A 26,345-nucleotide genomic window follows, 5' to 3' on the forward strand; every position below is an offset into this window, starting at 1 on the left:
TTCGACGGTGCCGGCCATGGCGAGCAGACAGCAGATCTTGTGGGACGACGGCGAGCGCGTGCTCGTGCGCGTGCAACGTCAGGGTCAGGGGGGCGGCACTGTGTTGCGCGTGCGGCCGTCCGCGGCGCAACCCCTGCCAGCGACCCTCGACCGACTGGCCCATGAGTACAGCCTCAGGGACGAATTGCATAGCGACTGGGCATTGCGCCCGCAGGCGCTGAGCCGGGACGGCGGGCAGACGCGCCTGCTGCTCGACGACCCGGGTGGCGAACCGTTGTCGCGCTTGCTGCGCGAGCCGCTGGAGGTCGAGGCCTGCCTGCATCTGGCCATCGGTATCAGCGAGGCGCTGCGGCACTTGCATCAACGCGGTCTGGTACACCGCGATCTGAAACCCAACCACTTGCTGGTCAATTGCCGCGACGGCAAGACGCGCCTGACCGGGTTCGGCCTGACTTCGCGACTGCAACGCGAACGCCAGGCTCCCGAGCCAGCGGAAACCATCGCCGGCACCCTGGCGTACATGGCGCCCGAGCAGACCGGGCGGATGAATCGCTCGATCGATTCACGCAGCGATCTCTACGCGCTGGGCATTACTCTGTACCAGATGCTCACCGGCAGTCTGCCGTTCAATGCCAGCGATCCGATGGAGTGGGTGCACTGCCACATTGCACGCATGCCGCTGCCACCGTGCGAGCGCATGCCTGGCGTACCCGTCATGCTCTCGCAGGTGGTCATGAAGCTGCTGGCCAAGACCGCCGAGGAGCGTTACCAGAGCGCCGCCGGGCTCGAGCATGACCTTCGCCTTTGCCTCGCCGAGTTGCAGCGCGGCTGCGTTATCGCAACCTTTGCCCTGGATGAGCAGGGCAGCCGTGACCGTTTACTGATTCCGGAAAAACTCTACGGCCGCGAGCAGGAGGTGCAGACCCTGGTCGAGGCATTTGCGCGCATCGTCGACAGCAGCGCCCCGGAGCTGGTGCTGGTGTCCGGCTATTCCGGTATCGGCAAGTCTTCAGTGGTCAACGAGTTGCACAAGGTGCTGGTGCCGCCGCGCGGATTGTTCGCGTCCGGCAAGTTCGACCAGTACAAGCGCGACATCCCTTATTCGACACTGGTGCAGGCGTTCCAGAGCCTGGTGCGGACATTGCTGGGCAAGTCCGACGAAGTCCTGGCGCACTGGCGCGCGGCGTTACTGGAGGCGCTTGAGCCCAACGCCCGGCTGATCACTGAGTTGATCCCGGAGCTGAAGCTGATCATCGGTGAGCCGCCACCGGTGCCCGATCTCGAACCGCAGCAGGCGCAACGGCGATTCCTGCTGGTGTTTCGCCGTTTCATCGGGGTGTTCGCCCGCGCCGATCACCCGCTGGCGTTGTTTCTCGATGACTTGCAATGGCTGGACATGGCGACCCTCGACCTGCTTGAAGACCTGCTGAGCCATTCCGAACTGCGCCACCTGATGCTGGTGGGCGCTTACCGCGACAATGAGGTGGATGCCAGCCATCCGCTGACGCGCAAGTTGCAGTCTATTCGCCAGGCCGGCGTGCGTATCGATGAGATCCGCCTGGTACCGCTGGCGGGGGCGCACATCGAGCAGATGATCGCCGAGGCGCTGCGCTGTCCACGCCCGAGCATCGAGGCCCTGGCGCGATTGGTGGAGGAGAAGACGGCCGGCAACCCGTTCTTTGTCATTCAGTTCCTCCAGGCCCTGGCCGAGGAAGAACTGCTGAGCTATGACCACACGGATCGGCAGTGGCACTGGGCGCCGGAGCGTATCCTTGCCAAGGGCTACACCGACAACGTCGTCGATCTCATGGTCGGCAAGCTTGTGCGCCTGCCGACGGAGACGCAGCAGGCCCTGCAACAGCTGGCATGTCTGGGCAACGTGGCGCAGACCGACACCCTGGCGACAGTGCTGGGCCTGACACCGGCACAGGTTAATGCCGTGTTGTGGGCGGCGGTGCGCCAGGAACTGGTCGAGCACCGGGACGGCGCCTGTGCCTTTGTGCATGACCGTATTCATGAAGCAGCCTACTCGATGATCAGCGACGTCGATCGGGCCTGGGTGCACTTGCGGATCGGTCGGCTCCTGGCCGGGCAAATGCCAGCTTCGCGACGCGACGATGGCATTTTCGAAATCGTCGGGCAGCTCAACCGTGGTGCCAGGCTGATCAACGACCCGGCCGAGCGTGAGCAACTGGCCGAGTTGAACCTGCTGGCCGGCCAGCGTGCGAAGGCTTCCACGGCCTACGCGTCGGCGCTGGCGTATCTGGGCAGCGGCGCGGAGTTGCTGGATGAGCACAGTTGGGCGTGCCGGCAAGAACTGCGCTTTGCCCTGGAACTCGACCGCGCAGAGTGCGAGTTCCTCACCGGGCAACTGGATGTGGCCGACGCGCGCCTCACCGCGCTCGCGCCGCACGCCGCCACGACATTGCAGTGCGCGGCGCTGGCGTGCCTGCGCATGGATGTCTGCCTGATGCTGGACCGCAGTGATCGTGCGGTCAGTGTCTGCCTGGCATATTTGCGTCAGGTCGGGATCGACTGGACCGCGCACCCGGACGACGAAGCTGTATGCCACGAATATGCGCAGATCTGGACTCGGTTGGGCGAGCGCAGCATTGAGCAGCTCATCGACCTGCCGCTGATGGAGGACGCGGCGTCGCTGGTGATCCTCAACACGTTATGCAAGCTCATCGCGCCGGCGCTGCAGACCGACGCCAACCTGGCCTGCCTGACCATCTGCAAAGCCGTCAGCCTGAGCATGGAGCATGGCAACTGCGACGCATCCTGTGTGCTCTACGCCAACGTCGGGCGGGTGGCCGGCCGGCGTTTTGGCGACTATCAGGTGGGCTATCGTTTTGGCCGCCTGGGTTGCGAACTGGTCGACCGGCGCGGCCTGAGGCGTTTCGAGGCGAGTACCTATCTGTGTTTTTCGATGTTCGTGGTGCGTTGGATGCGGCCGGTGCGTGAATGCCGGGAACTGCTGCAACGCGCGTTCGTTGCGGCCAATCGGGTCGGCGACCTGCCGTATGGTGCCTATGTCGGTAACGGCCTGATCTCCGACATGCTGTTTATCGGCGAGCCGCTGCCGGAAGTGCAGGGCGAAGCCGAGCATGGCCTGGCCCATGCACAGAAGGTGCGCTTCGGCCTGGTCATCGACTTTATCAGCACTCAGCTGGCGTTGATTCGCACCCTGCGTGGGCAAACGCCGACCTTCGGCTGCTTCGACGACAATCAGTTCGACGAAGGGCGCTTCGAGGCGCACCTGAACTCAACCCCGGACCTGGCCCTGGCGGCCGGAAAATACTGGGTGCGCAAGCTGCAGGCGCGTTACCTGGCCGGCGACTATGCGGTGGCTGCAGCGTGCGCGGCGCAGGCCAAGGCGCTGATGTGGGTTGCGTCGTGCTTTTTTGAAGAGGCCGAGTATCACTTCTACGCCGCGCTGACGCTGGCCGCGCGTTTTGATAGCAGCCTTGATGACCTCGCGTCGACACGCCACGCCTTGGCCGAGCACCACCAGCAACTCAACGTCTGGGCTCAGCAATGCGCGGAAAACTTCGCCTGCCACGTGGCACTGGTGGGCGCCGAGATCGCCCGCGTCGAGGCGCGTCTGATCGAGGCGCAAATGCTCTACGAACAGTCGATTCAACTGGCTCAGGACAGCGGCTTCGTTCATCTCGAAGCGCTGGCCAACGAGCTGGCGTCGCGTTTCTACGGTGCGCGCGGCCTCGGCAAGATCGCCCGCTTGTATCTGCAGGACGCGCGCTACGGTTACCTGCGCTGGGGTGCCGAAGGGAAGGTGCGGCAACTGGAGAAACGCCACCGTCATCTGCGCAACGAAGAGCCGAGCCCCGGCCCGACGACGACCATCACCACCTCGGTGGAGCACCTCGATCTGGCCACGGTGCTCAAGGTTTCCCAAGCCGCCTCGGGCGAGATCGTTCTGGAAAAACTCATCGACATGATCATGCGCACCGCCCTCGAACAGGCCGGGGCGGAACGTGGGCTGCTGATTCTCGCCGAGGCCGGCGAACCCCGCGTGGTGGCAGAAGCCGACACGCGCACCGGCACCACGCAGTTGCGCGACGGCCCGCTGAGTGCTGCCGCGCTGGCGGAATCGGTGCTCTATCAAGTGCTGCGTACCGGGGAAAACCTGTGCCTGGAGGACGCCTCGGCCGATCCGGCGTTCGCGGCGGACCGTTACATTCAGCAGCGGCAGGCCCGCTCGATCTTGTGCCTGCCGCTGATGAATCAGGCGCGGCTTACCGGGGCGCTCTACCTGGAAAACACGCTTACGGCGGGAGCGTTCAGCCCGGCGCGAATCGCCGTGCTGCGACTGGTGGCTTCGCAGGCGGCCATCTCGCTGGAGAACGCGCGCCTGTATCGGGACGTCGCTGAGCGCGAAGCGAAGATCCGCCGGTTGGTGGATGCCAATATCATCGGCATTGTGGTCTGGAGTGCCAATGGCGACATCATCGAGGCGAACGATGCGTTTTTGCGCATGGTGGGTTACGAGCGTGACGACGTGGTTTCCGGGCGGGTGCGCTGGCATGAAATGACCCCGCCACAATGGCGAGCACAAAGCGAAGCCGCCCTCGACACCGCCGTGCTGACCGGCCATGCGCAACCCTTCGAGAAGGAATACATCTGCAAGGATGGTCGCCATCTGCCAGTGATCGTCGGCCTGGCGGCGTTCGAGGCGAGCGCGCAGCAAGGCGTTGCTTTCGTGCTCGATCTGACCGAGCGCAAGCAGGCCGAGGAGCAGGTGCGCGAGGGCGAGCGCCGCTACCGTGAGGTGCAGACGGAACTGGCTCACGCCAACCGCGTGGCGACCATGGGGCAACTGGCGGCGTCCATCGCCCATGAAGTGAACCAGCCGATTGCCGCGACCGTGACCAATGCCAACGCCGCGTTGCGCTGGCTGGGCGCGCAGCCGCCGGAACTGGGCGAGGTGCAGCAGGTGTTGGGGCGCATCATCAAGGACGCCAACCGGGCGGCGGACGTGCTGGGCCGCATCCGCGCCCTGATCCGCAAGACGCCGCCGCAGAAGCAGGCGGTGGACGTCAACGCGGCGGTACTGGAAATGGTCGAGTTCACCCGCAGCGAAGCCATCAAGCATGGCGCTGTGGTCCGCACGCACCTTGCGCCGGGTTTGCCGCTTGTGACGGCCGACCGCGTGGAGCTGCAGCAGGTGCTGCTCAACCTGATTGTCAATGCGCTGGAGGCCATGGCAAGTGAGCCGACCCGCCAGCGACACCTGTTGATCAGTACCGAGCACGCTTCCGCAGGCGTACGGGTAGCGGTCGCCGACAGCGGGCCAGGGTTCGCCGGGGAGGCGGCCGAGCAGGTTTTTGCGCCGTTCTACACCACCAAGGCGACGGGCCTGGGCATGGGGCTGTCGATCTGCCGGTCGATCATCGATGCCCATGGCGGGTGCCTATGGGCCGGCGCGAATATGCCGCGCGGGGCTCTGGTGCAATTCACGCTGCCGGCACCCGTCGCGGTGGTTTAGGCGGTTGATCCGCAGCACGCGTCTGCGGATCTGTTCGACTGCAACTGCACGTGTTCAGGACGGCCCTCGGGTCAGCCCTGGATGAATGCCAGCAGATCGGCATTGATGGTCTCGGCATGGGTGGTGCACATGCCGTGGGGCAGGCCGGGATAGGTTTTCAATGTGCCGTGCTTGAGCAGCTTGATCGTCAGGTGCGCCGAGTCGGCGATGGGCACCACTTGATCGTCTTCGCCATGCAGGACCAGGGTGGGCACCGCAATCTTCTTCAGGTCCTCGGTGAAGTCGGTTTCCGAGAAGGCCTGGATGCAGTCGTATTGCGCTTTTGCGCCACCGTTCATGCCTTGCCGCCACCAGTTGTCGATCACGGCTTGCGCGATTTTAGCGCCCGCTCGGTTGAAGCCGTAGAAGGGGCCTGCGGCCACGTCCCGATAGAAATTGGCGCGATTGGCAGCCAGCGCCGCGCGGAAACCGTCGAATACGGTCACCGGCAAACCGCCTGGGTTTTTGTCGGTGCGCAGCATCAGTGGCGGTACCGCGCCGATCAACACGGCCTTCGCGACACGACCGCCGTCACCGTGGCGGGCGACGTAGCGGGTCACTTCGCCGCCGCCGGTGGAGTGGCCGATGTGCACGGCGTCCTTGAGGTCGAGGTGAGCCACCAGTTCGGCAACGTCGGCGGCATAGGTGTCCATCTCGTTGCCCTCGGCCGATTGACTGGAGCGCCCGTGGCCACGGCGGTCATGGGCGATCACCCGGTAGCCCTTGGCTAGAAAGAACAGCATCTGGTTGTCCCAATCGTCGCCGGACAACGGCCAGCCGTGGTGAAACACGATCGGTTGGCCGCTGCCCCAGTCCTTGTAGAACAGGCGCGTGCCGTCCTTGAGCGTCAGGTAGGCAGAGCCTTGTCGGCGTGGTCCGGCGTTGCGGCTGGCAGGCGCTGGGGTAGGGTTTGATTGACCCGCCAGGGCGGGGACAGCCACGGCCAGGGCGGCGACCGCCACACTGGCGTTCATCAGGGCGCGGCGGGTGGTGCCTCGGGTTTCATCGGTCATGCTGCTGGCTCTCGTCTGGGGCCGCGGTTGCGGCGAAGGAGGGCCGGTACGCTCGGCATGGCACGCTGGCAAGGCGTCGGGCAAATACGCGAAGTACCGGTCTGGGCAGCCTATTGACGAGGCGTGCAGCGCACCATCGTCCATGGGTATGGGCGGGGCATACTTAGGTTTGGCCGATGGCGTTTCGCGCGTTCGCTGACGGCGCGAAATCGGCCAGACGAGTCGCGCACGTCAACGCAATACGGGCGCCGCAAGGCGTCTGGCCCGGCCTGTGTGATAATCCCCCGCGGTGCTGTCGGCAGCGCGACATTCGCCGCCCGCAAACGCAAAGAACAATGTCACTGATCAAGGGTTTTATTGAAATGGCCTACCTGTCGCCCAAGCTCAGTGGCCCGTCGCCTGACGTGTTTTGCCTGGAGACCAGCGACACCTGTGGCTATGCCGTCGATTGGCATGCGCATGACTGCCACATGCTGTTGTTGCCACGTCAGGGTGGGCTGTTTCTGTCGACCGAAAGCAGCCAGGCGTCGCACGTATCGCGGCAGGCATTTTCTTTCGTGCCGGCCGACTTTGCGCACGCTACCCAAGCGGCTCCGGGGCGAGAGAAGCACATGACGTTGTATGTCGACCCCGCTTATGTCAAACGCCAGGGGCAGTTGCACGGTTACCGCGGTTTCGCCAGGCAGGTCGATCGCTCGGGAATCTGGCAGGCAACCGATAACCTGGAGAGCATCCTGCGCCTGCACGACCAACTGCAAGCCAGTGCATCGGCGGCGTCGTTTCAGCGCCAGTTACCCCATCTCAATCATCTATTGTTCGAAGAATGTGCGCGGGTCATCGCCAGTCAGCAGGCGCAGGCGCAACCCTGTGCGCGTCAGCAGCAGGCGACGCTGGTGCACGATATACAACGCTACGTTGAAGAGAATCTGGCGAGCGACCTGAACATCGAATTGATCGGGCATCAGTTCCATCTGTCACGACGTCATCTGACGCGCCTGTTCAAAGCCGCGACCGGTGAAACCCTGCTGGATTTCACCAATCGCACCCGCGTCGAGACGGCTGCGCGACTGGTTTCAGGCACCACTCTGCCGATCCTCGACGTCTGCCTGGCGGTCGGCCTGGAGTCTCCCTCGTACCTGGCCCGTCTGTTCAAACGTCATCTGGGCCTGACCCCGAGCGAGCTGCGCAAGCCTCGCCGGTGAAGGCCCGAATGGGCGCTCGCAAGGCCTGATCGAGCGCTTGTGGCCGAAGGATGCTGGCCACAATAGACCTCGTCTCCAACATTCGAGGTCACCATGAGCGACGTGGACTTTGTCGAAGCTCTCAAGTCCAGCCAGGGCGATCACCCTCGGACAACCATTTTTTTCGATGCCGCTGGCCATGCTGCCCAGCGGGCCAGGGCAATCCCGTGCGAGTCCGGCCGCTTGAGTGGCTGGCAGGAACGCAAGGCCAAGGCAATGTTTCTGGAAAACCTCGAAGGCGGGATTCAGATTTCAGCGGTCGCCAAGGCGTGTTGCTTGTCGCGCAGTCATTTTTCCCGGGCGTTCAAAGTCGCCACGGGCCACTCGCCCAGCGATTGGCTGCAACTGGCAAGACTGACCCGCGCCAAACAACTGCTCGAGCAAAATGATTCTCCCATCTGCCAAGTCGGCCTGGCGTGCGGCTTCGTCGATCAGTCGCATTTCAGCCGAATGTTTTCGCGCAAGTTCGGCATGACCCCGCGCAAGTGGCGTGCGCAGGAACAGGCGCAGCCATAGGACGCGTATCGTGTGGTCGCTCAGCGCTTGCTGGGAAATTGCTCGGCAACGGTCACGCCTGCGGCAGACGTTTAGCTGCCAGATGTATTGGAAGGGGAGAGGCGCCTGCAGGCGCCGATGACTGAACGTTAGCGCCGCTGCCGGGCAGATCAGCGGATACGACGTTACCCGTACATGTAAAGCAGTTCCTCGATCAGGGCCAGTTCTGTCGCGGTGAATTGCACGTTATTGAACGTCCTGATGTCTTCAAGCACCCCTCTGATAGGGACTTGCCGCGTCGGGTCCTCAACAATTTTTATCAGACGCTCATAATCGGGATCGATGCCTTTCAGGTATTTTTGAATCAGGTCTTTTAAAAACGAGCGAGCCTGTTGATCGGTCAGCATTTTAGTTACTCGGCAGAATAGTGACTTCATCGGCTTTGATGTTAACCGGTGATGGGCCTGGTTTAGGAATCAGTTGTCGTGAGCCCCCTTTTCCGTATTGAGGATAGGCTGTAGTGAACGGCTCCAGTTCCGGACCTTTACCGCCAAACTCATACGGAACCGTTACTCTCGGTGTACCGTTCTCGTAGAGCTGCAATGTGTCGAACTTCAATCGCAGACGACCATCACCCCATGCGGGTGATGGGTCCGCCGCTGTGACGTGTTTAGGCGCTCGTATCTGGAAAGCTTCCGTTGCGGCGTCTCCGGTTTCGAATTTTTCAAAACCGAAGTAAGAGAGCCGCGCCTCACCGGTGTTGATTGTGTTCTGTGCGTAAACATCGACAGCACCACTTGCGTCTTTATAGCTGGCATAACGATAGGCCGTTGATGGCAGCGTTGAGTCTGGCCCTGATGGGCCCACATAAAAATCAGGTTTGCTCTCGGTGACTAGCGGAGGTGTGACATCTCCCGTGTTCACGCTGGCGTTCTTGAGCGGCGCGGTAGAAGCCGGCGAAGTGCCCACCGGGGGAGGACAGCGCAAATCCGGTTTCAGTTGTGTACTCGACGTCAACCCAAGAGGGTCGACCCATCCCGTGGGATTGGGTACGTACTGGTAGTTGTTCAAACCACCGGCAAGTTTTACCGGATCAGGTGTCAGAAAGCGCCCGGTGCTCGGGCTGTAATAACGATGACGGTTGTAGTGCAGACCCGTTTCAGCGTCGAAGTACTGCCCCTGGAATCGAAGCGGGTTGTCGATTTCGCTGACGTCCAGCGCCGCTACATTGCCGTAGGCGCGGTACTTGGCTGACCACATGATCTCGCCGCTGTAGTCGGTGAGTTCCTGCGGGGTGCCGAGGTGGTCGAGTTGGTAGTAGAACGGCGTGGCTTGCAGCGGACCTTCACCATCGAGCATTGCCAACGGCCGGAAACTGTCGGGTTCGTAGAGGTAGCTGCGATAGCGGTTTTCAGCACTCTCGGCGAGCAGGCGTTCGCCTTGCCAGAGGAATGTCGTGGTTTGACCGTCGACGGTCTTTTCGATGCGGCGGCCAAAGGCGTCGTATTTGTAGCTGGCGGTACTACCGCCTGGCAGGCTGACAGCGATCAGGCGGTGCTGGCAGTCGTAGCGATATTCGGTAACCAGTTTCTGACCGGTGCCACGGCTTTCGCGGATCAGGTTTCCATAGGCGTCGTAGTCATAATGACGGTCGCCCTGCATCAACAATCGGTTGCCTTTGACGTTGGCAAGATTGGCCACGGGCAGGTCGTTCTGGCCGAGCAGATTGCCTGCCGGATCGTGGGCGAAGCTCTCGGGTGTCGCACCGCGCACGTTGATCAAACGATCGAGAGGATCGTAGTGGAAGCTGCGGTTGCCCTTGCGGCTGTCATCAATGGCGCCGAGATTGCCAGTGGCGTCGTAGGCATACTGGCGCTGCAGCAGGTTCTTGTCGCGTTGACTGATGCTATGGGCTTTCAGGCGGCCCTGGTCGTCGTACTGGTATTGGCTGAGCAGTAGACCCTGTTGCCGCTGCTGTTCGCGACCCGCGTTGAACTGGTGCGTGGTCAGGCGTGACCCGTTTAGATCAATGCTGGCGAGTTGGCCGCCAGGTTGACGGCGGTAGTCGACTTTGCTGCCATCGGGGAGGCGGCAGTGACTCAGTTGTCCGGTGCTGTCGTATTCATAACGCGTGGTGCCCCAGCCTTGGTGCTCGGTGACAAGGCGGTCTTGTACATCGTACTCATAAGCCAGAGGCCAATGACCATCGTCGACACTGACGAGGCGGCCGAGGGTGTCGTAGCCGTACTGAATCTTTTCCCCGTCGGCCAGGGTCTTCATCACCAGGCGGCCAGCGACGTCGCGCTGATATTCGGTTACCAATTCGCTGCCGTCGTCACCGAACTCGGTCTTCTTCAGCAGTTGGCCGTTGAGATCGTATTCATAAGCGGTACGACGGCCGTCGAAGCCGGTTTCCTCCTGGATCAAACCGTTCGAGTAGTAATCAAGCTTGTAATGCTCGCCGCGCTCGTTTTCGATATCGGTGACCAACAGAAGCGCGTTGTCATAGCGATAGCGCAACTGACTGCCGTCGGGGTTGATGCGGCGGCTGATCACGTGCAGGTTGTCAGCGTATTCGTAACGGGTGACGCGGCCGAGTTCGTCTCGCTCAGCTGTCACGCGTCCGTAAGCGTTGTAGGTGAAAGCACGGGTGGCACCACCCGGCAGGGTGACCTGCGTCAGACGATCGACGGCATCCCATTGGTAATGGGTGATGGCGCCGTTCTCGTCCTGCCGCGTGATCTGTCGGCCAAGAGCGTCGTAGCGATACTTGCGCTGGCCACCGCCGGGAAGGCGTTCTTCCAGCAATTGACCCAGGGCATTCCAGCCCAATTGGTTTCGACCGCCATCGGGGTGGCGGATCTCCAGCAATCGACCTTGTTGGTCGTAGCTGTAGTGAGTTTCGTTACCCAGAGGATCGATTTGTCGGGTGATGTCTCCCTGACGATTCCGCTCATACTGCCAACGCGCCTTACCGCGCTGGACATCAACGAGTTGTCCGTTGAAGTAGTTGTATCGAGTGGGTTCATCCTTTGGCGGCAGGACCGCTATCAAGCGACCCGCATCGCTGTACATGTACCGGGTGACGCCACCCATCGGATCTTTTACTGCGAACAGCCGACCTTGCTCGTCGTACGCTTTTTGCGTTTCGGCACCGTCTGGCGCGGTTTCGCTAACCAGGCGTGCATTTTCGTCGTGTACGTAGACCTGCTCGCTACCATCCGCGTTGTAGACGGTAACCGTGCCTTTATCGTCCCACTCGTAACGCGTTTCGAGCTGCGAGTAACTCGCCCAATGGCGAATGCATCGCGAGAGCTTGCCTTCGTGTTCCCACTCCCAGAAGAAACTTGCACCACCGGCCAGTTGCCGTTCAAGAATGACGTGCTGTTCGTTGTAGCGGTAATGCTCCGTTTCACCGACGGCATTGGTTGCTGAAATGAGCTGGCTTCTGTCGTTGTAGCCATAAGTCATCAGCGTTTGGATGGTCAGCCAAGGGTCCTGGCGGTGACCACGATCGTCGTACTCGGCGCGTTGTTGCTGGTAGTCCAGCGCAACGATGTGCTTGTCGTCGTAACGCAGCAGCAGGGCACGTCCGGCGCCATTGTCGATCCGCTGTATGCGCTCAACCAGATCGTAGCTGATATGCAGCTCGTTACCGTAGGCATCGCTGACGGTAATCAAGCGCCCGGCACGGAAGTGAAAGAAGCGCGCTTTGGGTCCGGCCTGGGTGAGGATCAGCTCACCCGGTGCATCGCCGAGGAAAATCGCCGCTTTCGCCAGGCTGTTGGTGATAGCAGGGCGCTGCTGCGTGGGTAGCGGAAAACGGGTCTGACGGTTTTCGTTGTCCGTCCATAACACGCCTTCGTCATCGACTTGCAGACGGTGAGACAGCGAATGGCTCCAGCCGTAGCCAAGGCGGCTGTCGATCTCGACGGCGCTGCTGCGATAGAGGCGTGTCCACTCGAAGGGCATCAGCCCGCCCAGCGTGCCATCCGTGAGGGTCAGCAACTCTTCACCAGTCACCATGGAGACCGGGTCACCGTTCTTGCAGGTACTGGCCACGCAATCACTCGGTTTGTCGGCCGGGTTTTTTGACTGATTGGGGGCGTTGTCGACTCTCTCCTGTTGCTCCACTCGGGTTTCATTGTGTTGTTTGCTGCGAGTGTGGACTTGCGTATCGGGCTCTACTTTGGCGCCGGCGGCCGGAGTGGGTCGCTTTGGAGGCGTTGCCATCTGCGCCGGCGTATGGGGGGCGATTCTCGCCTCGGCTTTTCTGCTGGCGTTTGTGACGCCGGCGCCCGTAAATCTCGTCGCGGAGGCGGCCTCGGCATGAGCTACGGAGCGCATCCTGCTGACGGAAACCAGCTTGGCGGTGAGCTTCTCCACCAGTCGCAGGGCCTTCTCGGCCTGCAGAGTGGAGGTCACGGTTTTCGCGCCTGCACGCAGTGCAATGCCCAGACCTGCGGTGAATATGACACCCAGGACAATGTACGCAATTTCTGTCTTGAGCCTGGCCATGACCTCTGCGCGTGTCTGGGGCGGCAGCATGCTGACCCACGCCCAGACAGCGGAGATGTAGATCCACAGCAGCGGTTCATCGCTCGCGATCAAAAAGCTGGTGCGAAGGGCTTCTGTCGACGAGTTATAGATTCGCTTGATTTGTTCCTCAGTAAAGAACTGCTTTAGATACTGGTAGCTTTCACGTGGTTTCGAAACGATCTTGTAGAGCATCTTGATGTCGCCCCAGATGCTCATGACGAAACCCCAGAATCCTTTCCAGTCAGCGTTTATCTTTTGCCAGAGTCTTTCTGGAATGGATGCATTGGCGTGTTCTTTCCAAAGGGGCAGGCAAGTCGTGGTCCATTCGTTATTCAGCCATCGGGATATGTCACCGATGACGTCATCGTAGGACTTGAACAAGCGATTGAGGTCAGCCGAGGTAGGGTTGGGGAAGAAAATGATGCGGTATCGTTGATACGGCTTGAGATCTGCAATGACCTCGATACCACTGGGACCAATTTTCCTTTTGATAGGATCGCCAACGACCTTGCCCTGTGAATCGACAGGCGTAAGGACGACGGGCGTATTGCCGATCGGAACGAAGCGCGCCGCGTCGAAGCTGTGAATGAGCGTGAGTTTTCCATTTTCCGGGCAGGTAGCAAAATTTACCGGTTTCTCTCTGCTGTTTGCCGATGACGCCGGCAGAACTTCATCGCCAACCTGAAACTTCTGTTCAAGATCGAGTCCGGGAAGGTATTGCGTATAGGATCTGTAGTCATCAAGGCATTGTTTGAACTCGGTAATTATCGTCTCGTATTTAGGTTGTTTTTCATTGAGAAAAATAAATGTCTCGCCCAAGCTCATACATCCACCTCACTTTCCAGGTGGGCTTTCAGCAGCCCGGTGAAATTTTCTTCCGTGAGCGGCGTGCGTTTGACGAAGCGCGCTACTTTCTGCTGCAAGTTGGATTCGGGAAACGCGTAGTAAAGTTCGGCATGCTCTTCTTGCAGCCACTGCATCATGTTGCCAATGACGGTAGAGGGGTCGTCATTGGTCAACTTATCCAGCAATGTCTGCGGTACCTCCCACCACGGCCAATCCTTGGCCTTCGGTACCACTCTTCGCTCGACGACCAATGACCGACCATTGATCAGGTAACGCTCGAACATCGGCATCAATTCGCCGGCTTGGTCCGCCAGTCCATGCAGAATCGGATAGAGATGTCGCCCATCCCAGAAGCGGAAAAACACTTCGGTGCTGTCGGGCATTTTCACTTGGGTCAGGCTGCGCAGATGCTCGAACACTTCGTTCGGTTCGGAGCGCGACACAGCCAGCCAGCCCCAGTCCAGTGCATCGGTTTCCGCAACCCACTGCAGAAAACCTGCATTGGCAGGGATCTGCGCGAGGTAGGGCATTACCGGCTGCCAGTCGGCGTAGGGCGTTCCCGCCCAAATGGGCAACAGCTGGGGGGCCAGTTCCTGCTGGTAGAAGGGCTTGAGGGGCTCGGCATCGCTCGCCGCACTGATCACCAGATACAAGTGCTCGCCAGTCTGCAGCGGCTGTTGTGCCAGCCAATCCTTGGGTGTCATTCGATCAGATGGCACAGGCACCTGCCTTGCATTTTTCGCATTCTTCGCAGAACGGCGCATTGCGTTTGAGGGTGTTTATCTGGGCCGGGGTCAGGGGCTGGCCCGCCTTATCGGCGTCGGCCTGTTTCAACACGCCCGGCAGCAGCGGGGCGGCACCGGTGCCGCTGCCGGGACTGCCGCCTGAGTTGATGTTGATCACCGGCCCGCTCATGGTCACGCCGCCGGCGTCGATCTTGATGAAGCTGCCACCACCGACCAACGTCAGTTCGGCGCCGGCCTCCAGCACCACTTTCATGCCGCTGCTCAGGTGGATTTCCTGGCCGGCGTCGATGAACTGGCCGGTACCGATCTTGATGTGCTGGTTGACGCCTACGGTCAGGTGGTCGTTGGCGCGGGTTTCGACTTTGCGGTCGGCGTAGACGGTGTGGTGCTCTTCGGCCTTGAATTCGGTGTAGCTGTTCTTTTCGACGGTGTCGTGGCGTTCGTTGCCGACGCGGATCTTCTGGTCGTGCTCGACGTTTTCGTCCCAGTCGCGCTGGGCGTGCAGGTAGATCTGCTCCTGACCTTTCTTGTCCTCGATGCGCAGCTCGTTGTAGCCGCCACCACCCATCGAGCTCAGGGTCTTGAAGGTGCTGCGGGTCTTGTTTGCCGGCAGCTCATACGGGACGGTGTTTTCCTTGTGGTACAGGCAGCCGCTGATCAGCGGCTGATCGGGATCGCCCTCAAGGAAGGTGACCAGCACTTCCATGCCGATGCGCGGAATGGCGATGCCGCCGTACTGGGCGCCGGCCCAGGCGGACGACACGCGCAGCCAGCAACTGGTCTTGTCGTCGGCCTGGCCTTCGCGGTCCCAGTGGAATTGCACCTTGACCCGGCCGTACTCGTCGCAGTGGATTTCTTCGCCTTTGGGGCCGGTGACCACGGCGCTCTGGCTGCCGAGGATGCGCGGTTTCGGGTGGCGCAGGGGCGGGCGGTTGGGCACGTCCCACGGGGTCGCCTGGAAGCGGTTGCGATAGCCCTGATGGAAATCGTCTTTCAACGCCGTGGTGTCGCTGGTCACCGACTCTTCCAGCACTTGCGGCTGCTTGCCTTCGTGCATAACTTCGGTGAGCAGCCACAGGTCATTCCACTTGGCTTTCGGGTGCTCGGTCAGGGCGAGGAAATGGCCGCTGACCAGCAGCGGCTGATCGCTCTTGCCCTCGGCGAGCTGGAAGTCGCTGCGGTGCCGTTCGAGGGCACGTTTGGCCAGGTGCTTGCCGCGCTCGCGGTCGATGAAGCGGCCCGGGTAATCGTAGTCTTCGAGGTCGGGCAGGGCATCGCCACGGTTTTCGCTTTCGAGGGTGATGCGCGGTTTTTCGAAGTCGTAGTCACGGCGGGTGGTGCGGCTGGTGCGGGTTTCCAGGCGCAGGTCGAAACGCTTGATCACCGGGTTGCTGGCGACCATGCCGGAGTCTTGCTGATAGGCCACCGGGGCCAGTTTCGGGAACACGGTCTGGTCGTCGCCGAACACCAGTCTGTGCGCCGTGGCGCTGTGCTGGAAGTGGAAGTGGATCCCTTCTTCCTCGCACAGGCGCTGGATGAAATGCAGGTCCGACTCGTCGTATTGCACGCAGTAGATGCGCTCGGGATAGATCGAACCTGTCTTGAATTCGTAGGCGTTGCCTTGGATGCCGTGCTCTTCCAGGACCTGGCCGATGATCTTCGGCACGTTGAGGTTCTGGAAAATGCGTTGGTTGACGCGATGCGCCAGGTACGACAGTTGCGGGCGCAGGGTCACGGCGTAGCGCGTCAGACGCTTGCCGGAATCGCCTTGCGCGGCGCGGTAGATCAGGCCGTGGATGCCTTTGCCATCGGGCGAAAGCTGGAGGAAGGCCGGTTTGTGCAGCAGGGTTTCGAGATCCAGCGACGGCTGCTCACTGACCAGCTCCACCTCGAAGACAAAAGGCTGGCTGATGGCTTCCCGGCCTTGCAGGTATAACACCTGGAAGTCGCTGGAAAGGCCCTCGATAGTCAGGGCAAAGTGGGTTTCATTGGCCGGCGCGAACATCCCTTGTTCCTCGTGCTGTGCAGCGGCGAACGCCTACACCCGGGCGGGAGCTTGCGGACGCGAAAAATTCTGGAGGGCGTAAACAACATCGACCAGCAGGGCTGGTCGATGCTTGAAACGATCAGCCGTAATTAAACGACTGGAGCACGCCAGTCATCGGAACCCGAAGTACCGGATACTTCGTGGGTCCAGGTGATTTTGCGATAGGTGAACTGCACTTCTTCCAGGTGGGTGAAGTGCGAGTTGCCTGGATCCTGGCAGTTGTGCATTTTGTTGTTGATGGCGACGATGATCGCGTCTTCCAGTTTGGTGGTGTAGTAGTGCTCTTGGGTACCTTGAGCCGAAGTGCGGTACCACTGGATAACGATTTCGCTCATGCGCTCGCCAGAGGTCAGGGCCGCTTGCAGCAGAGGCGAAGCCTTGTCGTAGACCTTGGTGATGATCACTGGCTTGTGCACGCGCTGACCGGTTGGCTGACCGGATTGCGGGTCACGCGGGATGATCACGTCGTGCTGGAAAGCCTGAACCATGACCTGGTCTTCGTGACCTTCCTGGTAAGTGTTGCCAACGGAGTCGGCGGTGAAGGCGCCGGCGGTGATCAGGCCTTGTTTTTCGCCGGTAACCGACATGTACGCTGGTGTAGCCATGGGTGCTCTCCTTGCGGAATAAATTTGGGGTGCCCGAGAGGCGAAATCGCCCGGTGGGAGCCTGACTTCCATCAAGTAGCGTGCCAAGCAAAGTCGCAACCTTTCAAATCAGAAAGTTACGCTCGGCCAAAACGGGCTTTACCGGTTTGAAGTCACAATCATGTGGCGAAGTGCGCAAGAAGTTGCGCAGTACTGCGCAACTTCTTGCGCACTTGAATGAAAAGCTTGATCTTGAGCGGTTGCAGCCCCGTTGGATTTTATTTTGGTGACGAAAGTGCGCAACTTCTTGCGCATGATGGCCAACCGTTATCATTCTTTGGCCAATGTGATCTCTGGGCGGAGGGAGGGTGTTTGCCAAGAGGGGCAGGGTCATGCAGCGGTGACATTTTCTTGGTGAACTGGACGCATTCTTCAAAGAATGGCATCGCGCCTGATTGATCAGGAACAGCCAGGCAGATCAATCAGCGAAACAAGCCGCGGCTGCAGCGAATCCACCAACACCTCCATGACCACCAACGTCACCGGCAACCGGAATCGCCGCCGCCCGGCGCTTCCTGGATTCACATAAAGCCGCTCGCCGCGCCACTCGATGCAGGGCTTGTGCGAGTGCCCGGTGATGACAAGGTTGATGTCGGAGTCGAGATCGGCAGGAACGTCGGCGATATCGTGCACCAACAGAACCTGCCAGCCCTGCAGATCGAAGGTCAGCCGATCCGGCAGGTCCGCGGCCCACGGAGCGCCCAGATCGTTGTTGCCGCGCACCACGTGCACCGGAGCAATCAACGCCAATTGATCGATGATCTCCGGATGACCAATGTCGCCCGCATGAATGATGCGCTCGCAGCCGTGCAAAGCGGCGAGGGCTTCGGGGCGGAGCAATCCGTGAGTATCGGAAATGATGCCGGTTTGCATAAGCGCTCAGGATAGGTGGCGGAGAGGAGAGGGTAGCAGGGGCCGCCTGCCGGGGTAACAAAGGCTCCCGAACTGTTTTCCCGACAGCGGTTAATCGAGAAGGTTAACGTACGTGCGGCCAAGCTACCCGGCTAACTAGGCCAGAAAGTTGATATTCAGCTGCGACGATGAGAAACACGGCCCTCAAAGTCCAAATCCTGATCGTGGTCGATGGCGGAAAAAACTGCCCAAGCAGCCGCAAAGGAATGCTTGTGCGGCAGAGAGCGCACGAACGCCGTACCAACTTTCAATGGAATCTGCATGGCTCCCGATCAGAAATGGCGTTAGCATTCCCTTTATAAGGTTTAAACCGCTCGTTTTCAGGTCAGGGTCGCATTGTGGAAAAGCTAAAACGCCTTCAAAGCGGAATAGAAGGGCTCGATGCCTTGCTCAAGGGTGGGCTGGTCGAGGGGGCTTCATACATAATCCAGGGGCGCCCGGGGTCTGGGAAAACGATCCTCGCCAATCAACTTGGATTTCATCATGCGAGCAATGGCGGCCGGGTTCTGGTGGCCACGCTGTTGGCTGAATCGCATGACCGGCTTTTTCAGTTTCTCTCCACGCTGAGTTTTTTCGACTCCTCCAAAGTCGGCGCCGAAATCCAGTTTGTCAGTGCTTTTGACACTCTCGAAAATGAAGGCTTGGACGAGGTCGTAAAGTTGCTTCGGCGTGAGATCAGCCGGCAAAAAGCTACCGTGATGGTGGTGGATGGCTTGCTGAATGCGCGCTCTAAAGCCGACTCGCCCATCGACACGAAAAAATTCATTTCGGAGTTACAAGGACACGCCGCATTTGCGGGATGCACGGTGCTGTTTCTGACCAGCTCACGTCTGGATGATGGCAGTCCCGAGCACACCATGGTTGATGGTGTGATCGAGATGGGTGAAGAGCTCTATGGCACGCGCTCGGTGCGCCGCATTCAATTGCGCAAAACCCGTGGCAGCGGAGCGATGACCGGCCTGCATGAGTGTGAGATCACCGAGAACGGCTTGGTGGTTTATCCTCGACTCGAAAGTCTCTATAGCCACCCATCTGCGCCCGACAGCGCCGATTTGACACGTATCGCCAGTGGCATCGAATCGCTTGACGGTATCCTGGGCGGCGGCCTGCACAGTTCCAGTGTGACGCTGGTCATCGGGCCGTCCGGGATCGGCAAAACAACGCTGGGCCTCAAGTTCCTGGCGGAATCGACGGTGGATGCTCCGGGCCTGCATTTTGGCTTCTATGAGAGTCCACAACGGTTGCGCCTGAAAGGCCTGTCGTTGGGCATCGACATCAAAGGCATGGAAGAGAGTGGCGCACTGAGCATTGCCTGGCAGCCCACCACCGAGGGGCTGCTGGATGCACTTGGCGCACGCCTGCTCGGCATGGTTGAAGAAAAGGGCATCAAGCGTGTGTTCATCGACAGCCTGAGCGGCATGACCCGCGTCACCACAAACCCGGCGCGCATTACGGATTTCTTCAGTGCACTGATGAACGAATTGCGCTCCAGGGGCGTTACCGTATTTGCCTCCTGGGAGATGCGCGATCTCTTTGGCTCCGAGGTCAGCGCACCGAACTCTGACCTGTCCAGTATCGTCGACAACCTGATGCTGATGCGTTTCTCTGAAAATCACTCTGAACTAAGCAGGACGCTTTCCATTCTTAAGGTACGAGACAGCTCTTACGACCCTTCCAGATTCGAGGTCGTGATCCGTGATCAAGATGTTTTTCTGAAAAAGGCTTCAAGACATGAACCATCAGTACCCACTGAGTCATCATCAGGTTCAACATCTTAAGTCTTTGTGCGGGTTGAATTAACATGACCACCATCCTGGTCGTCGACGACGAGTATTTGATAGCTGACATTCTCAGTTTCGCGCTGGAGGATGAGGGTTTCATGGTGGTGACTGCCAGTAATGGTCAAAAAGGGCTGGAAGTGCTGGATCGAGAACGGCCTGCGTTGATCATTACTGACTTCATGATGCCGATCATGGACGGCCTGGAGTTCGCGACAGCGGTCCGATCCCTTCCCTCGGGCAAACATCTGCCGATTATCCTGATGAGCGGCGCTCAGGCGCACATCGGCATGGAGAGATCGGACTTGTTTGATGCTGTGCTGGCCAAACCATTCAACATCGACTTGATCATTGCTGAAGTCAGGAAGCTCTTGGCTTCTGATTGATCAGTCATTCTCCGAGACCACTTGGGTGGGAACTTGAACCGGGTTTCCCGCCCATCGGCTCTCGAGCCCGACAATCCTTTCTGTGAAAGCGATCATCCCCCGGCTCGCCGTGAGCGATATTCAACCGTTCATGGCGCATGGTCGGGCATAACTGCCTGCCTCTAGAAGCGGACGTCCAGTGAGTCGTCCAACCGACGTGCGCTCGACAAGCCAAAAATAAAACGCTCTGGCGGTTGGGTGACCAGCTGGTTTTAATCGAGACCGTTAGGTCTTGTTGTGTCGATATCAGACGCATATATGGCGCAATCAGGCTATTGGGCCGTCGGAGGGGCCGGGTAAGGTGACGCGTGTTTCAACAACGTCACTACATCGTGATGATGAGTTTGACCAGAACTGCGGCGGTTGAAGGGGCTTCTTATGGGGCCCGCGCAGGCAACGACAGTGATCGTTTGCCTAGTCAGCTCGCTTAAATGTCGATCAGCAGAGAATAAAAAAACCAATGATCAGCCCGAACTTCATGGATTCGAGTAGCCAATTGGCGCAGGGCTTCAAGCCTCGTCACGTCACAATGCTGTCCATCGCCGGAATTATCGGCGCCGGTTTGTTCGTTGGCTCAGGGCATGCGATCGCGGCAGCAGGGCCAGCGGTGCTTCTGGCCTATCTGTTCTCAGGATTGTTGGTCGTGCTGGTCATGCGCATGCTCGGCGAAATGGCGGTGGCCAATCCGGACACCGGCTCGTTCTCGACCTATGCCGACCAGGCCATCGGGCGTTGGGCCGGCTTCAGCATCGGCTGGCTCTATTGGTGGTTCTGGGTTCTGGTTATTCCCATCGAGGCGCTGGCGGCGGGTCATGTGCTCAACCAATGGTTTCCCCAAGTCGATGCCTGGCTGTTCGCCTTGGGATCGATCATTGCGCTGGTGGTGACCAACCTGTTCAGCGTGTCGAAGTATGGCGAGTTCGAGTTCTGGTTCGCCATGGCCAAGGTCGTCGCGATCATCGGTTTTATCGGTGTCGGTTTTGCCGTGTTGATGGGCTGGATCCCCGATCGCGAGGTCAGCGGCTTGAGCGGGCTGATGGCGCAGCACGATGGTTTTGCGCCAAACGGCTTGTCCGCGGTTGTCGGCGCTTTCATCACCATCATGTTCAGTTTCATCGGTACCGAAGCGGTGACAATCGCGGCGGCAGAGTCGGACAACCCGGCGCAGAACATCGCCAAAGCCACGCGTTCGGTGATCTGGCGCATCAGTGTTTTTTACCTGCTGTCGATCTTCGTGGTGATCTCTGTTGTGCCCTGGAACGATCCGCTGCTGGCCTCGGTAGGCTCTTATCAGCGTGCACTGGAAATCATGAACATTCCCCATGCCAAGTTCATGGTCGATGTCGTCGTGCTGATTGCCGTGGCCAGTTGCATGAACTCTTCGATCTATATTGCCTCGCGCATGTTGTACTCGCTGGGACGTCGTGGCGATGCGCCAAAATCCCTGAAGGCGACCTCTGCGGCAGGCGTGCCGCGTGCGGCGGTGATTGCCAGTACTGTGCTCGGCGCGTCGATCACCGTTTGGAGCTACTTCATGCCCGCCGGCCTGTTCGAGTTTCTGCTGGCCAGTTCCGGAGCGATTGCGTTGCTGGTGTACCTGGCGATCGCGGTGTCGCAGTTGCGCATGCGCCGCATATTGCGTCAGCGCAAGGTCGAGTTGAGCTTTCACATGTGGCTGTTTCCATGGCTGACGTGGCTGGTGATCGTGTTCATCTGCGCAGCGCTGGCGGTGATGATGATTACCCCGGAACACCGCACCGAAGTCAGCACAACGCTTGGCTTGGCGCTGGCGATTTCCTTCATCGGCGTGGTGACGTCGCGTCATCCATCGCCGGCGGCGAGCATCACATCGGTGGGGTAGGGGTTCACATCGAGGCGGATACGTCCTCCGCTTGAACCACGGCCGGCAATCACAGACGCCGGTTTCGCAAGCCCTTCTTCGCAAGGACATGATCACGATGTCATCGACCCTCGCCGTGGCCGACGCAGCGACCCAATCGGTTGGGTTTCTGCTGTTGGACAGATTCACGCTCATGTCCCTGGCCGCCGCGGTTGAGCCATTACGCATGGCCAACCAGTTATCGGGGCGGACCCTGTATCGCTGGCATACGTTCAGCCCGGATGGCGCGCCGGTCTGGGCCAGCGACGGCGTGCCGATCACGCCGGATGCTGCATGGAGCAACCCCTGCGTGGCGGACACGGTCATCGTGTGCGGTGGCGTGGGCATTCAGAGCGTCATCACCCGCGAGCACACGACCTGGCTGCGCGCCCTGGCACGTCAATCCAAACGCTTGGGCGGGGTGTGTACCGGTAGCTGGGCACTCGCCAAGGCCGGGCTGCTCGACGGTTACGAGTGCAGTGTGCATTGGGAGTTTCTCGCGGCCATGCAGGAAGCCTTTCCGCGCGTCAGCGTGAGTACCAGTCTCTTTACCCTGGATCGCAATCGCTTCACCAGCTCCGGAGGCACGGCACCGCTGGATATGATGCTGCACCTGATCGGTCGCGATCATGGTCGAGAACTGTCCGCGGCGATCTCGGAAATGTTTGTCTACGAACGCATCCGCAGCGAGCAGGACCAGCAACGCGTGCCGCTCAAGCATGTGGTCGGCACGCATCAGCCCAAGCTGCAGGAAGTCGTTGCCTTGATGGAGGCAAATCTCGAGGAGCCGATCGACCTGGATGACCTGGCTGAGTACGTCGACTTGTCTCGTCGACAGCTGGAGAGGCTGTTTCAGAAGTATCTGCAATGCACGCCGTCGCGTTATTACTTGAGGTTACGGCTTATTCGCGCGCGACAACTGCTCAAGCAAACCTCCTTGTCCATCGTCGAACTGGCATACGCCTGCGGCTTCGTCTCCACACCGCATTTTTCCAAATGCTACCGCGAGCACTTTGGCGTCCCACCGAGCGACGAGCGCTCAGGCTCTGAAATGAGCCGTAAGCCGGCCATGCAGCCGTCAACGAGCAGACCGCTGACAACGCTCGATCAGGCCCGAAATGAATCGACGTTTGCCAGCGTGCAGATGATGGATCGTGCCGATCTGGCGTCAGCGGGCTGATTGGCTGAGCGGCGGGTTACGGCCAAGAGCTGCCGGTAGTGACCGGCAGACAAGGGCCAGAAGCGGACGTAATGGCGCTGGTGTAGTATCACCTCTCTTCCAACCTATATGAGGGCACGATGTCTAGCCGACACTCGCCATCCCCTACAAGAGCTGTCTTAGATCTGCAAAACGCACGTTCGCTTTTGGGAAAGCGGCTGAGCATGCTGCTGCACGACCAGTACTATTTCAACGACGAGAAAGATCTGGGAGACATAGGTTCTCTAGAGTGGCGTTTTGGCGAGGGAGAGATTCTATCCATGTATCTCTTGAGTGATGGCGTGAGAGTAGGTGCGGACTTGTTGCCTTCTGATACACCGGCTTCCTTCGAGATAGAGCCGAACTTGACCTGCTCCTGGAAGAGGGAAAACCTGCTTGCAGATCTATCAGCAACCCACCTCGAGAACACAAAAATTTGCGCCGTTGAGGGAGTTGTTGACTCTTTCAACGGGCAAGAGCCTTGGCTGGCAGGATTCAGAGTTACGTTCGAGACCGGTGACTCGTTGATCTACCTTAACCAGGGCGACGATGCCGTCGTATTGATTAATGCACTATGTCCCTCACGTGTAGGCCTCGAAACCCACTTCGTCACCTCAATTCAATGACAGCTATACTCACCACGGGTAGGGAGAGTCCATATGCGATTTGTTAGCCGCTTTAGGTACCCGCAAAACCGAAAAGCCAGAAAAGTAAAGCTCTGCCTCTATGCCCCTCATACTCCGATTCACTATCAAGCTGTTTCCGACAATAAAACAAACTGATAATGGCTGGGAAAAACAACAAGGTGAACAACCACTGAAACACGTCTGTTGATTTCAAGGTGATCGCCACAAGTAAATTAATTAGAGATATGCCAATAATGAATAAGTTGTATCTAAGATGTCGACGCTTCATTGAAGCAAAGCTTTCCCAATCATAAATCAGCCAGTCGTGGGAAAAATCGTCGCATTTAGGACACCTAAGACTTGGCGGAAGCTTGTCTGCGATATAACCGCAGCTAGGGCATCGAACTTTCATGGCGCTATCCTGACACTCTCTCATTCGTTGACATGCCATGTCGTGGTAAGCGCGAGATCTATCGAGGTATAACGCGATAGGGATGACGGCAAGCCCGACTACGATAAAGAGGGTAGCAGGACACAATCTATTTGCCCGTACTCTGTCCACCGACTGCTTTTGGCCAGTAGCGGTCGCTTGCCAACGTCCGCTTTTAACCGATAGCAGCCACTCACAAACGACTGCCTCCGTCCAAAAACAGCCCGCCAGCAGCCAATAAATCTGTGCACCTTACTCGCGCTCAAGCGTTAGTCACCGAGCAGCCATTGAAGTACCGGCAGCTGCCGGGATTCGCCACACACCGGGCGCGATACGTTGCGCGTATGCCGAGCGCCGAGTCGCTCGTAAAATGCTTGTGCCGACGGATCGGACTCCACCGATAGGGTGTGCACGCCCAGCCCCCGCGCCACAGATAAAGCATGCTCCACCAGGCGTCGCCCGTGGCCTCCCTTCATGGCCGACGGGTCGACCCAGCAGTGCTCCAGTTGCCAGCCATCCTCGTCGCGCTCCAAGCCATAGAATCCCAGTACCGGGCCATCCGCTGCGACCAGCACTGCGTAATGCCCCGCCAGTTGTGCCGGGGTTACAGTCAGCGCCGCTTCCCACGCCTGCATCCAGGCCTCGGGATAACCCCAATGGGCCTTGCTGCGTTTAGCCAGGGCACTCAGCGCCGGCGCATCCGCGCCACGGGACGGGCGCAGGATTGGCGTATCGGCCGTCAACAACGCTCGCGCCGCCGGGTCAGTGGCCAGCAGGCTGTATTGGTGCAGGCTGAGGAAGCGTTCGTCCTTGTACTCCAACTCCCGCAGGGTTCCCTCAAACATGAAACCGAGTCGCTCCAGCAGGCGGGCGCTGGCGGGATTCTCCGGCTCGACATCGGCGTGGATGCGGTGTACGCCGAGGCTGCTCAAAGCGAAGCGGAGAATGGCACGCAGGCAAGCCTGCATCAGACCCTGTCCCCAGTACTCCGGCATCAGCCAGTAGCCGATATCCAGGCGGCGATCGGCGTGAGACCAGTCATTGAAGCCACAGGCGCCCACCAACTCATCCCGCCCCGGCAAGGCGATGCCCCACCATATGCCCCGGCGTTCTTCCAGCAACGCGTCGTACCAGCGCATCTGCTCTTCCGCCGCTTCGAGGCTGGCGTAAGACACGCCGTAGTGGGCAATCACCTGCGGGTCAGACAGCCCAGCGAAAATCGCATCGACATCACGCGGATGAATCCGCCGCAACGTGCAGCGGGGCAGGAAGAATTCGGGAAAATCAGCAATAAGATCCATCACGTTCAGATTCACAGCGCCAGGTTAAGGCAAGAATACTCGCAGCTACGCGGCCTGGAGCACAGGTACAGTCGGGGAGGGGCTGGGCGTAACAGACAGGCACCGATGCCGAGCTGCTGGAGAGGAACGGCGGTTCTGCACGGCTGCGGGCGCTTCTGCTCTGAGCTTTTGGGTCTACAGTCTTGTATATCTGGCACTGGAAGCAATTGAAATGAACCTGTCGTCATCGATCTCGCCGCCAAGGTATGTCTTCCTGCTGGGCTACGGCGGTTTGCTGCCGTTTATTGGTCTTGCGCTCCTCATCCTCACTTCTCTGGACGATCGACAGTTTTGGGCTGTAGCGCTGCTCAACTATGGCGCTGTCATCCTCAGCTTCATCGGCGCCTTGCACTGGGGCTTCGCCATGTCAGTGCAAAACATGAGCGCCGAACTGCGCCGCGACCGGCTTATATGGAGCGTCATTCCGGCGCTTATCGCGTGGCTCAGCACGTTACTGCCTGTACCAGTGGGTTGCTTGCTATTGGTGATCGGATTTGTCGTGCATTTCTGGCAAGACCGGCGGTTGGTTCGGGTTGTGAGCCTGCACGCCTGGTACCTGCCAATGCGATTGCGCCTGACTGCCGTGGCGTGCGTTTGCCTGCTTATTGGCGCAGTCGCTTTAGTCTTTAATTCGTGAAACC

The 26,345-nt window shown here is 59.6% G+C and carries 17 protein-coding genes; 9 read left to right on the plus strand and 8 right to left on the minus strand.

Features of this window, described 5'->3' with window-relative positions; all coding sequences use genetic code 11:
• Positions 1-16: 16 nt before the first annotated feature.
• Positions 17-5,506: a trifunctional serine/threonine-protein kinase/ATP-binding protein/sensor histidine kinase gene (locus QRN70_RS00275; RefSeq protein WP_285415164.1), complete on the plus strand. Its 5,490-nt coding sequence runs from the start codon at positions 17-19 to the stop codon at positions 5,504-5,506.
• Positions 5,507-5,577: 71 nt separating this feature from the next.
• Here QRN70_RS00275 and QRN70_RS00280 read toward each other — a convergent pair whose 3' ends face one another.
• On the minus strand, positions 5,578-6,558 hold the full coding sequence (locus QRN70_RS00280; protein WP_285415165.1) for an alpha/beta fold hydrolase: 981 nt from the start codon (positions 6,556-6,558) through the stop codon (positions 5,578-5,580).
• 335 nt (positions 6,559-6,893) lie between these two features.
• Between QRN70_RS00280 and QRN70_RS00285 the strand changes: the two genes are divergently transcribed.
• The gene (locus tag QRN70_RS00285) at positions 6,894-7,760 is read left to right on the plus strand and encodes an AraC family transcriptional regulator (RefSeq protein WP_285415166.1); all 867 of its coding nucleotides are present in this window, start codon (positions 6,894-6,896) and stop codon (positions 7,758-7,760) included.
• Between the two features lie 93 nt (positions 7,761-7,853).
• Positions 7,854-8,315, plus strand: a complete 462-nt coding sequence (locus QRN70_RS00290) for a helix-turn-helix domain-containing protein (RefSeq protein ID WP_285415168.1) — start codon at positions 7,854-7,856, stop codon at positions 8,313-8,315.
• A gap of 164 nt (positions 8,316-8,479) precedes the next feature.
• On the opposite strand, the gene QRN70_RS00295 is transcribed toward QRN70_RS00290, so the two are convergent.
• From QRN70_RS00295 to QRN70_RS00320, 6 genes are all read right to left on the minus strand, one after another.
• Complete coding sequence (locus tag QRN70_RS00295; protein ID WP_285415170.1) at positions 8,480-8,701, minus strand: hypothetical protein; 222 nt, start codon at positions 8,699-8,701, stop codon at positions 8,480-8,482.
• A 1-nt stretch (position 8,702) separates the two neighbouring features.
• Complete coding sequence (locus QRN70_RS00300) at positions 8,703-13,658, minus strand: RHS repeat-associated core domain-containing protein (RefSeq protein ID WP_285415171.1); 4,956 nt, start codon at positions 13,656-13,658, stop codon at positions 8,703-8,705.
• Positions 13,655-14,383, minus strand: a complete 729-nt coding sequence (locus QRN70_RS00305) for a DUF4123 domain-containing protein (protein WP_285415173.1) — start codon at positions 14,381-14,383, stop codon at positions 13,655-13,657. Before QRN70_RS00305 ends, QRN70_RS00300 begins: the two co-directional genes overlap by 4 nt.
• 4 nt (positions 14,384-14,387) lie before the next feature.
• Positions 14,388-16,430, minus strand: coding sequence for a type VI secretion system Vgr family protein (locus tag QRN70_RS00310; protein WP_285415175.1), 2,043 nt, complete (start codon positions 16,428-16,430; stop codon positions 14,388-14,390).
• Between the two features lie 131 nt (positions 16,431-16,561).
• The gene (locus QRN70_RS00315) at positions 16,562-17,077 is read right to left on the minus strand and encodes an Hcp family type VI secretion system effector (protein WP_285415176.1); all 516 of its coding nucleotides are present in this window, start codon (positions 17,075-17,077) and stop codon (positions 16,562-16,564) included.
• A 438-nt stretch (positions 17,078-17,515) separates the two neighbouring features.
• Positions 17,516-17,989, minus strand: coding sequence for a metallophosphoesterase family protein (locus QRN70_RS00320; protein ID WP_285415178.1), 474 nt, complete (start codon positions 17,987-17,989; stop codon positions 17,516-17,518).
• A gap of 374 nt (positions 17,990-18,363) precedes the next feature.
• Between QRN70_RS00320 and QRN70_RS00325 the strand changes: the two genes are divergently transcribed.
• From QRN70_RS00325 to QRN70_RS00345, 5 genes are all read left to right on the plus strand, one after another.
• Positions 18,364-19,806, plus strand: coding sequence for an ATPase domain-containing protein (locus QRN70_RS00325; RefSeq protein ID WP_285417964.1), 1,443 nt, complete (start codon positions 18,364-18,366; stop codon positions 19,804-19,806).
• 23 nt (positions 19,807-19,829) lie between these two features.
• On the plus strand, positions 19,830-20,192 hold the full coding sequence (locus QRN70_RS00330; protein ID WP_285415180.1) for a response regulator: 363 nt from the start codon (positions 19,830-19,832) through the stop codon (positions 20,190-20,192).
• 499 nt (positions 20,193-20,691) lie between these two features.
• Positions 20,692-22,092, plus strand: coding sequence for an amino acid permease (locus QRN70_RS00335; protein ID WP_285415182.1), 1,401 nt, complete (start codon positions 20,692-20,694; stop codon positions 22,090-22,092).
• 88 nt (positions 22,093-22,180) lie between these two features.
• A complete protein-coding gene (gene gbdR, locus QRN70_RS00340) occupies positions 22,181-23,290 on the plus strand; it encodes a choline metabolism transcriptional regulator GbdR (RefSeq protein ID WP_502941485.1) in 1,110 nt (369 codons plus the stop codon).
• Between the two features lie 203 nt (positions 23,291-23,493).
• Positions 23,494-23,934 carry a hypothetical protein gene (locus QRN70_RS00345; protein ID WP_285415185.1) on the plus strand — a complete coding sequence of 147 codons (441 nt, stop codon included), beginning with the start codon at positions 23,494-23,496 and terminating at the stop codon, positions 23,932-23,934.
• 699 nt (positions 23,935-24,633) lie between these two features.
• Here the strand turns inward: QRN70_RS00345 and QRN70_RS00350 are convergent.
• Entirely contained in the window at positions 24,634-25,665 is a 1,032-nt protein-coding gene (locus QRN70_RS00350; protein ID WP_285415187.1) for a GNAT family N-acetyltransferase, read from the minus strand.
• 211 nt (positions 25,666-25,876) lie between these two features.
• Between QRN70_RS00350 and QRN70_RS00355 the strand changes: the two genes are divergently transcribed.
• Positions 25,877-26,341, plus strand: a complete 465-nt coding sequence (locus QRN70_RS00355; protein ID WP_285415189.1) for a DUF3429 domain-containing protein — start codon at positions 25,877-25,879, stop codon at positions 26,339-26,341.
• Positions 26,342-26,345 lie beyond the last annotated feature (4 nt).

The organism is Pseudomonas sp. efr-133-TYG-5, assembly GCF_030209175.1.
Classification (GTDB): domain Bacteria; phylum Pseudomonadota; class Gammaproteobacteria; order Pseudomonadales; family Pseudomonadaceae; genus Aquipseudomonas.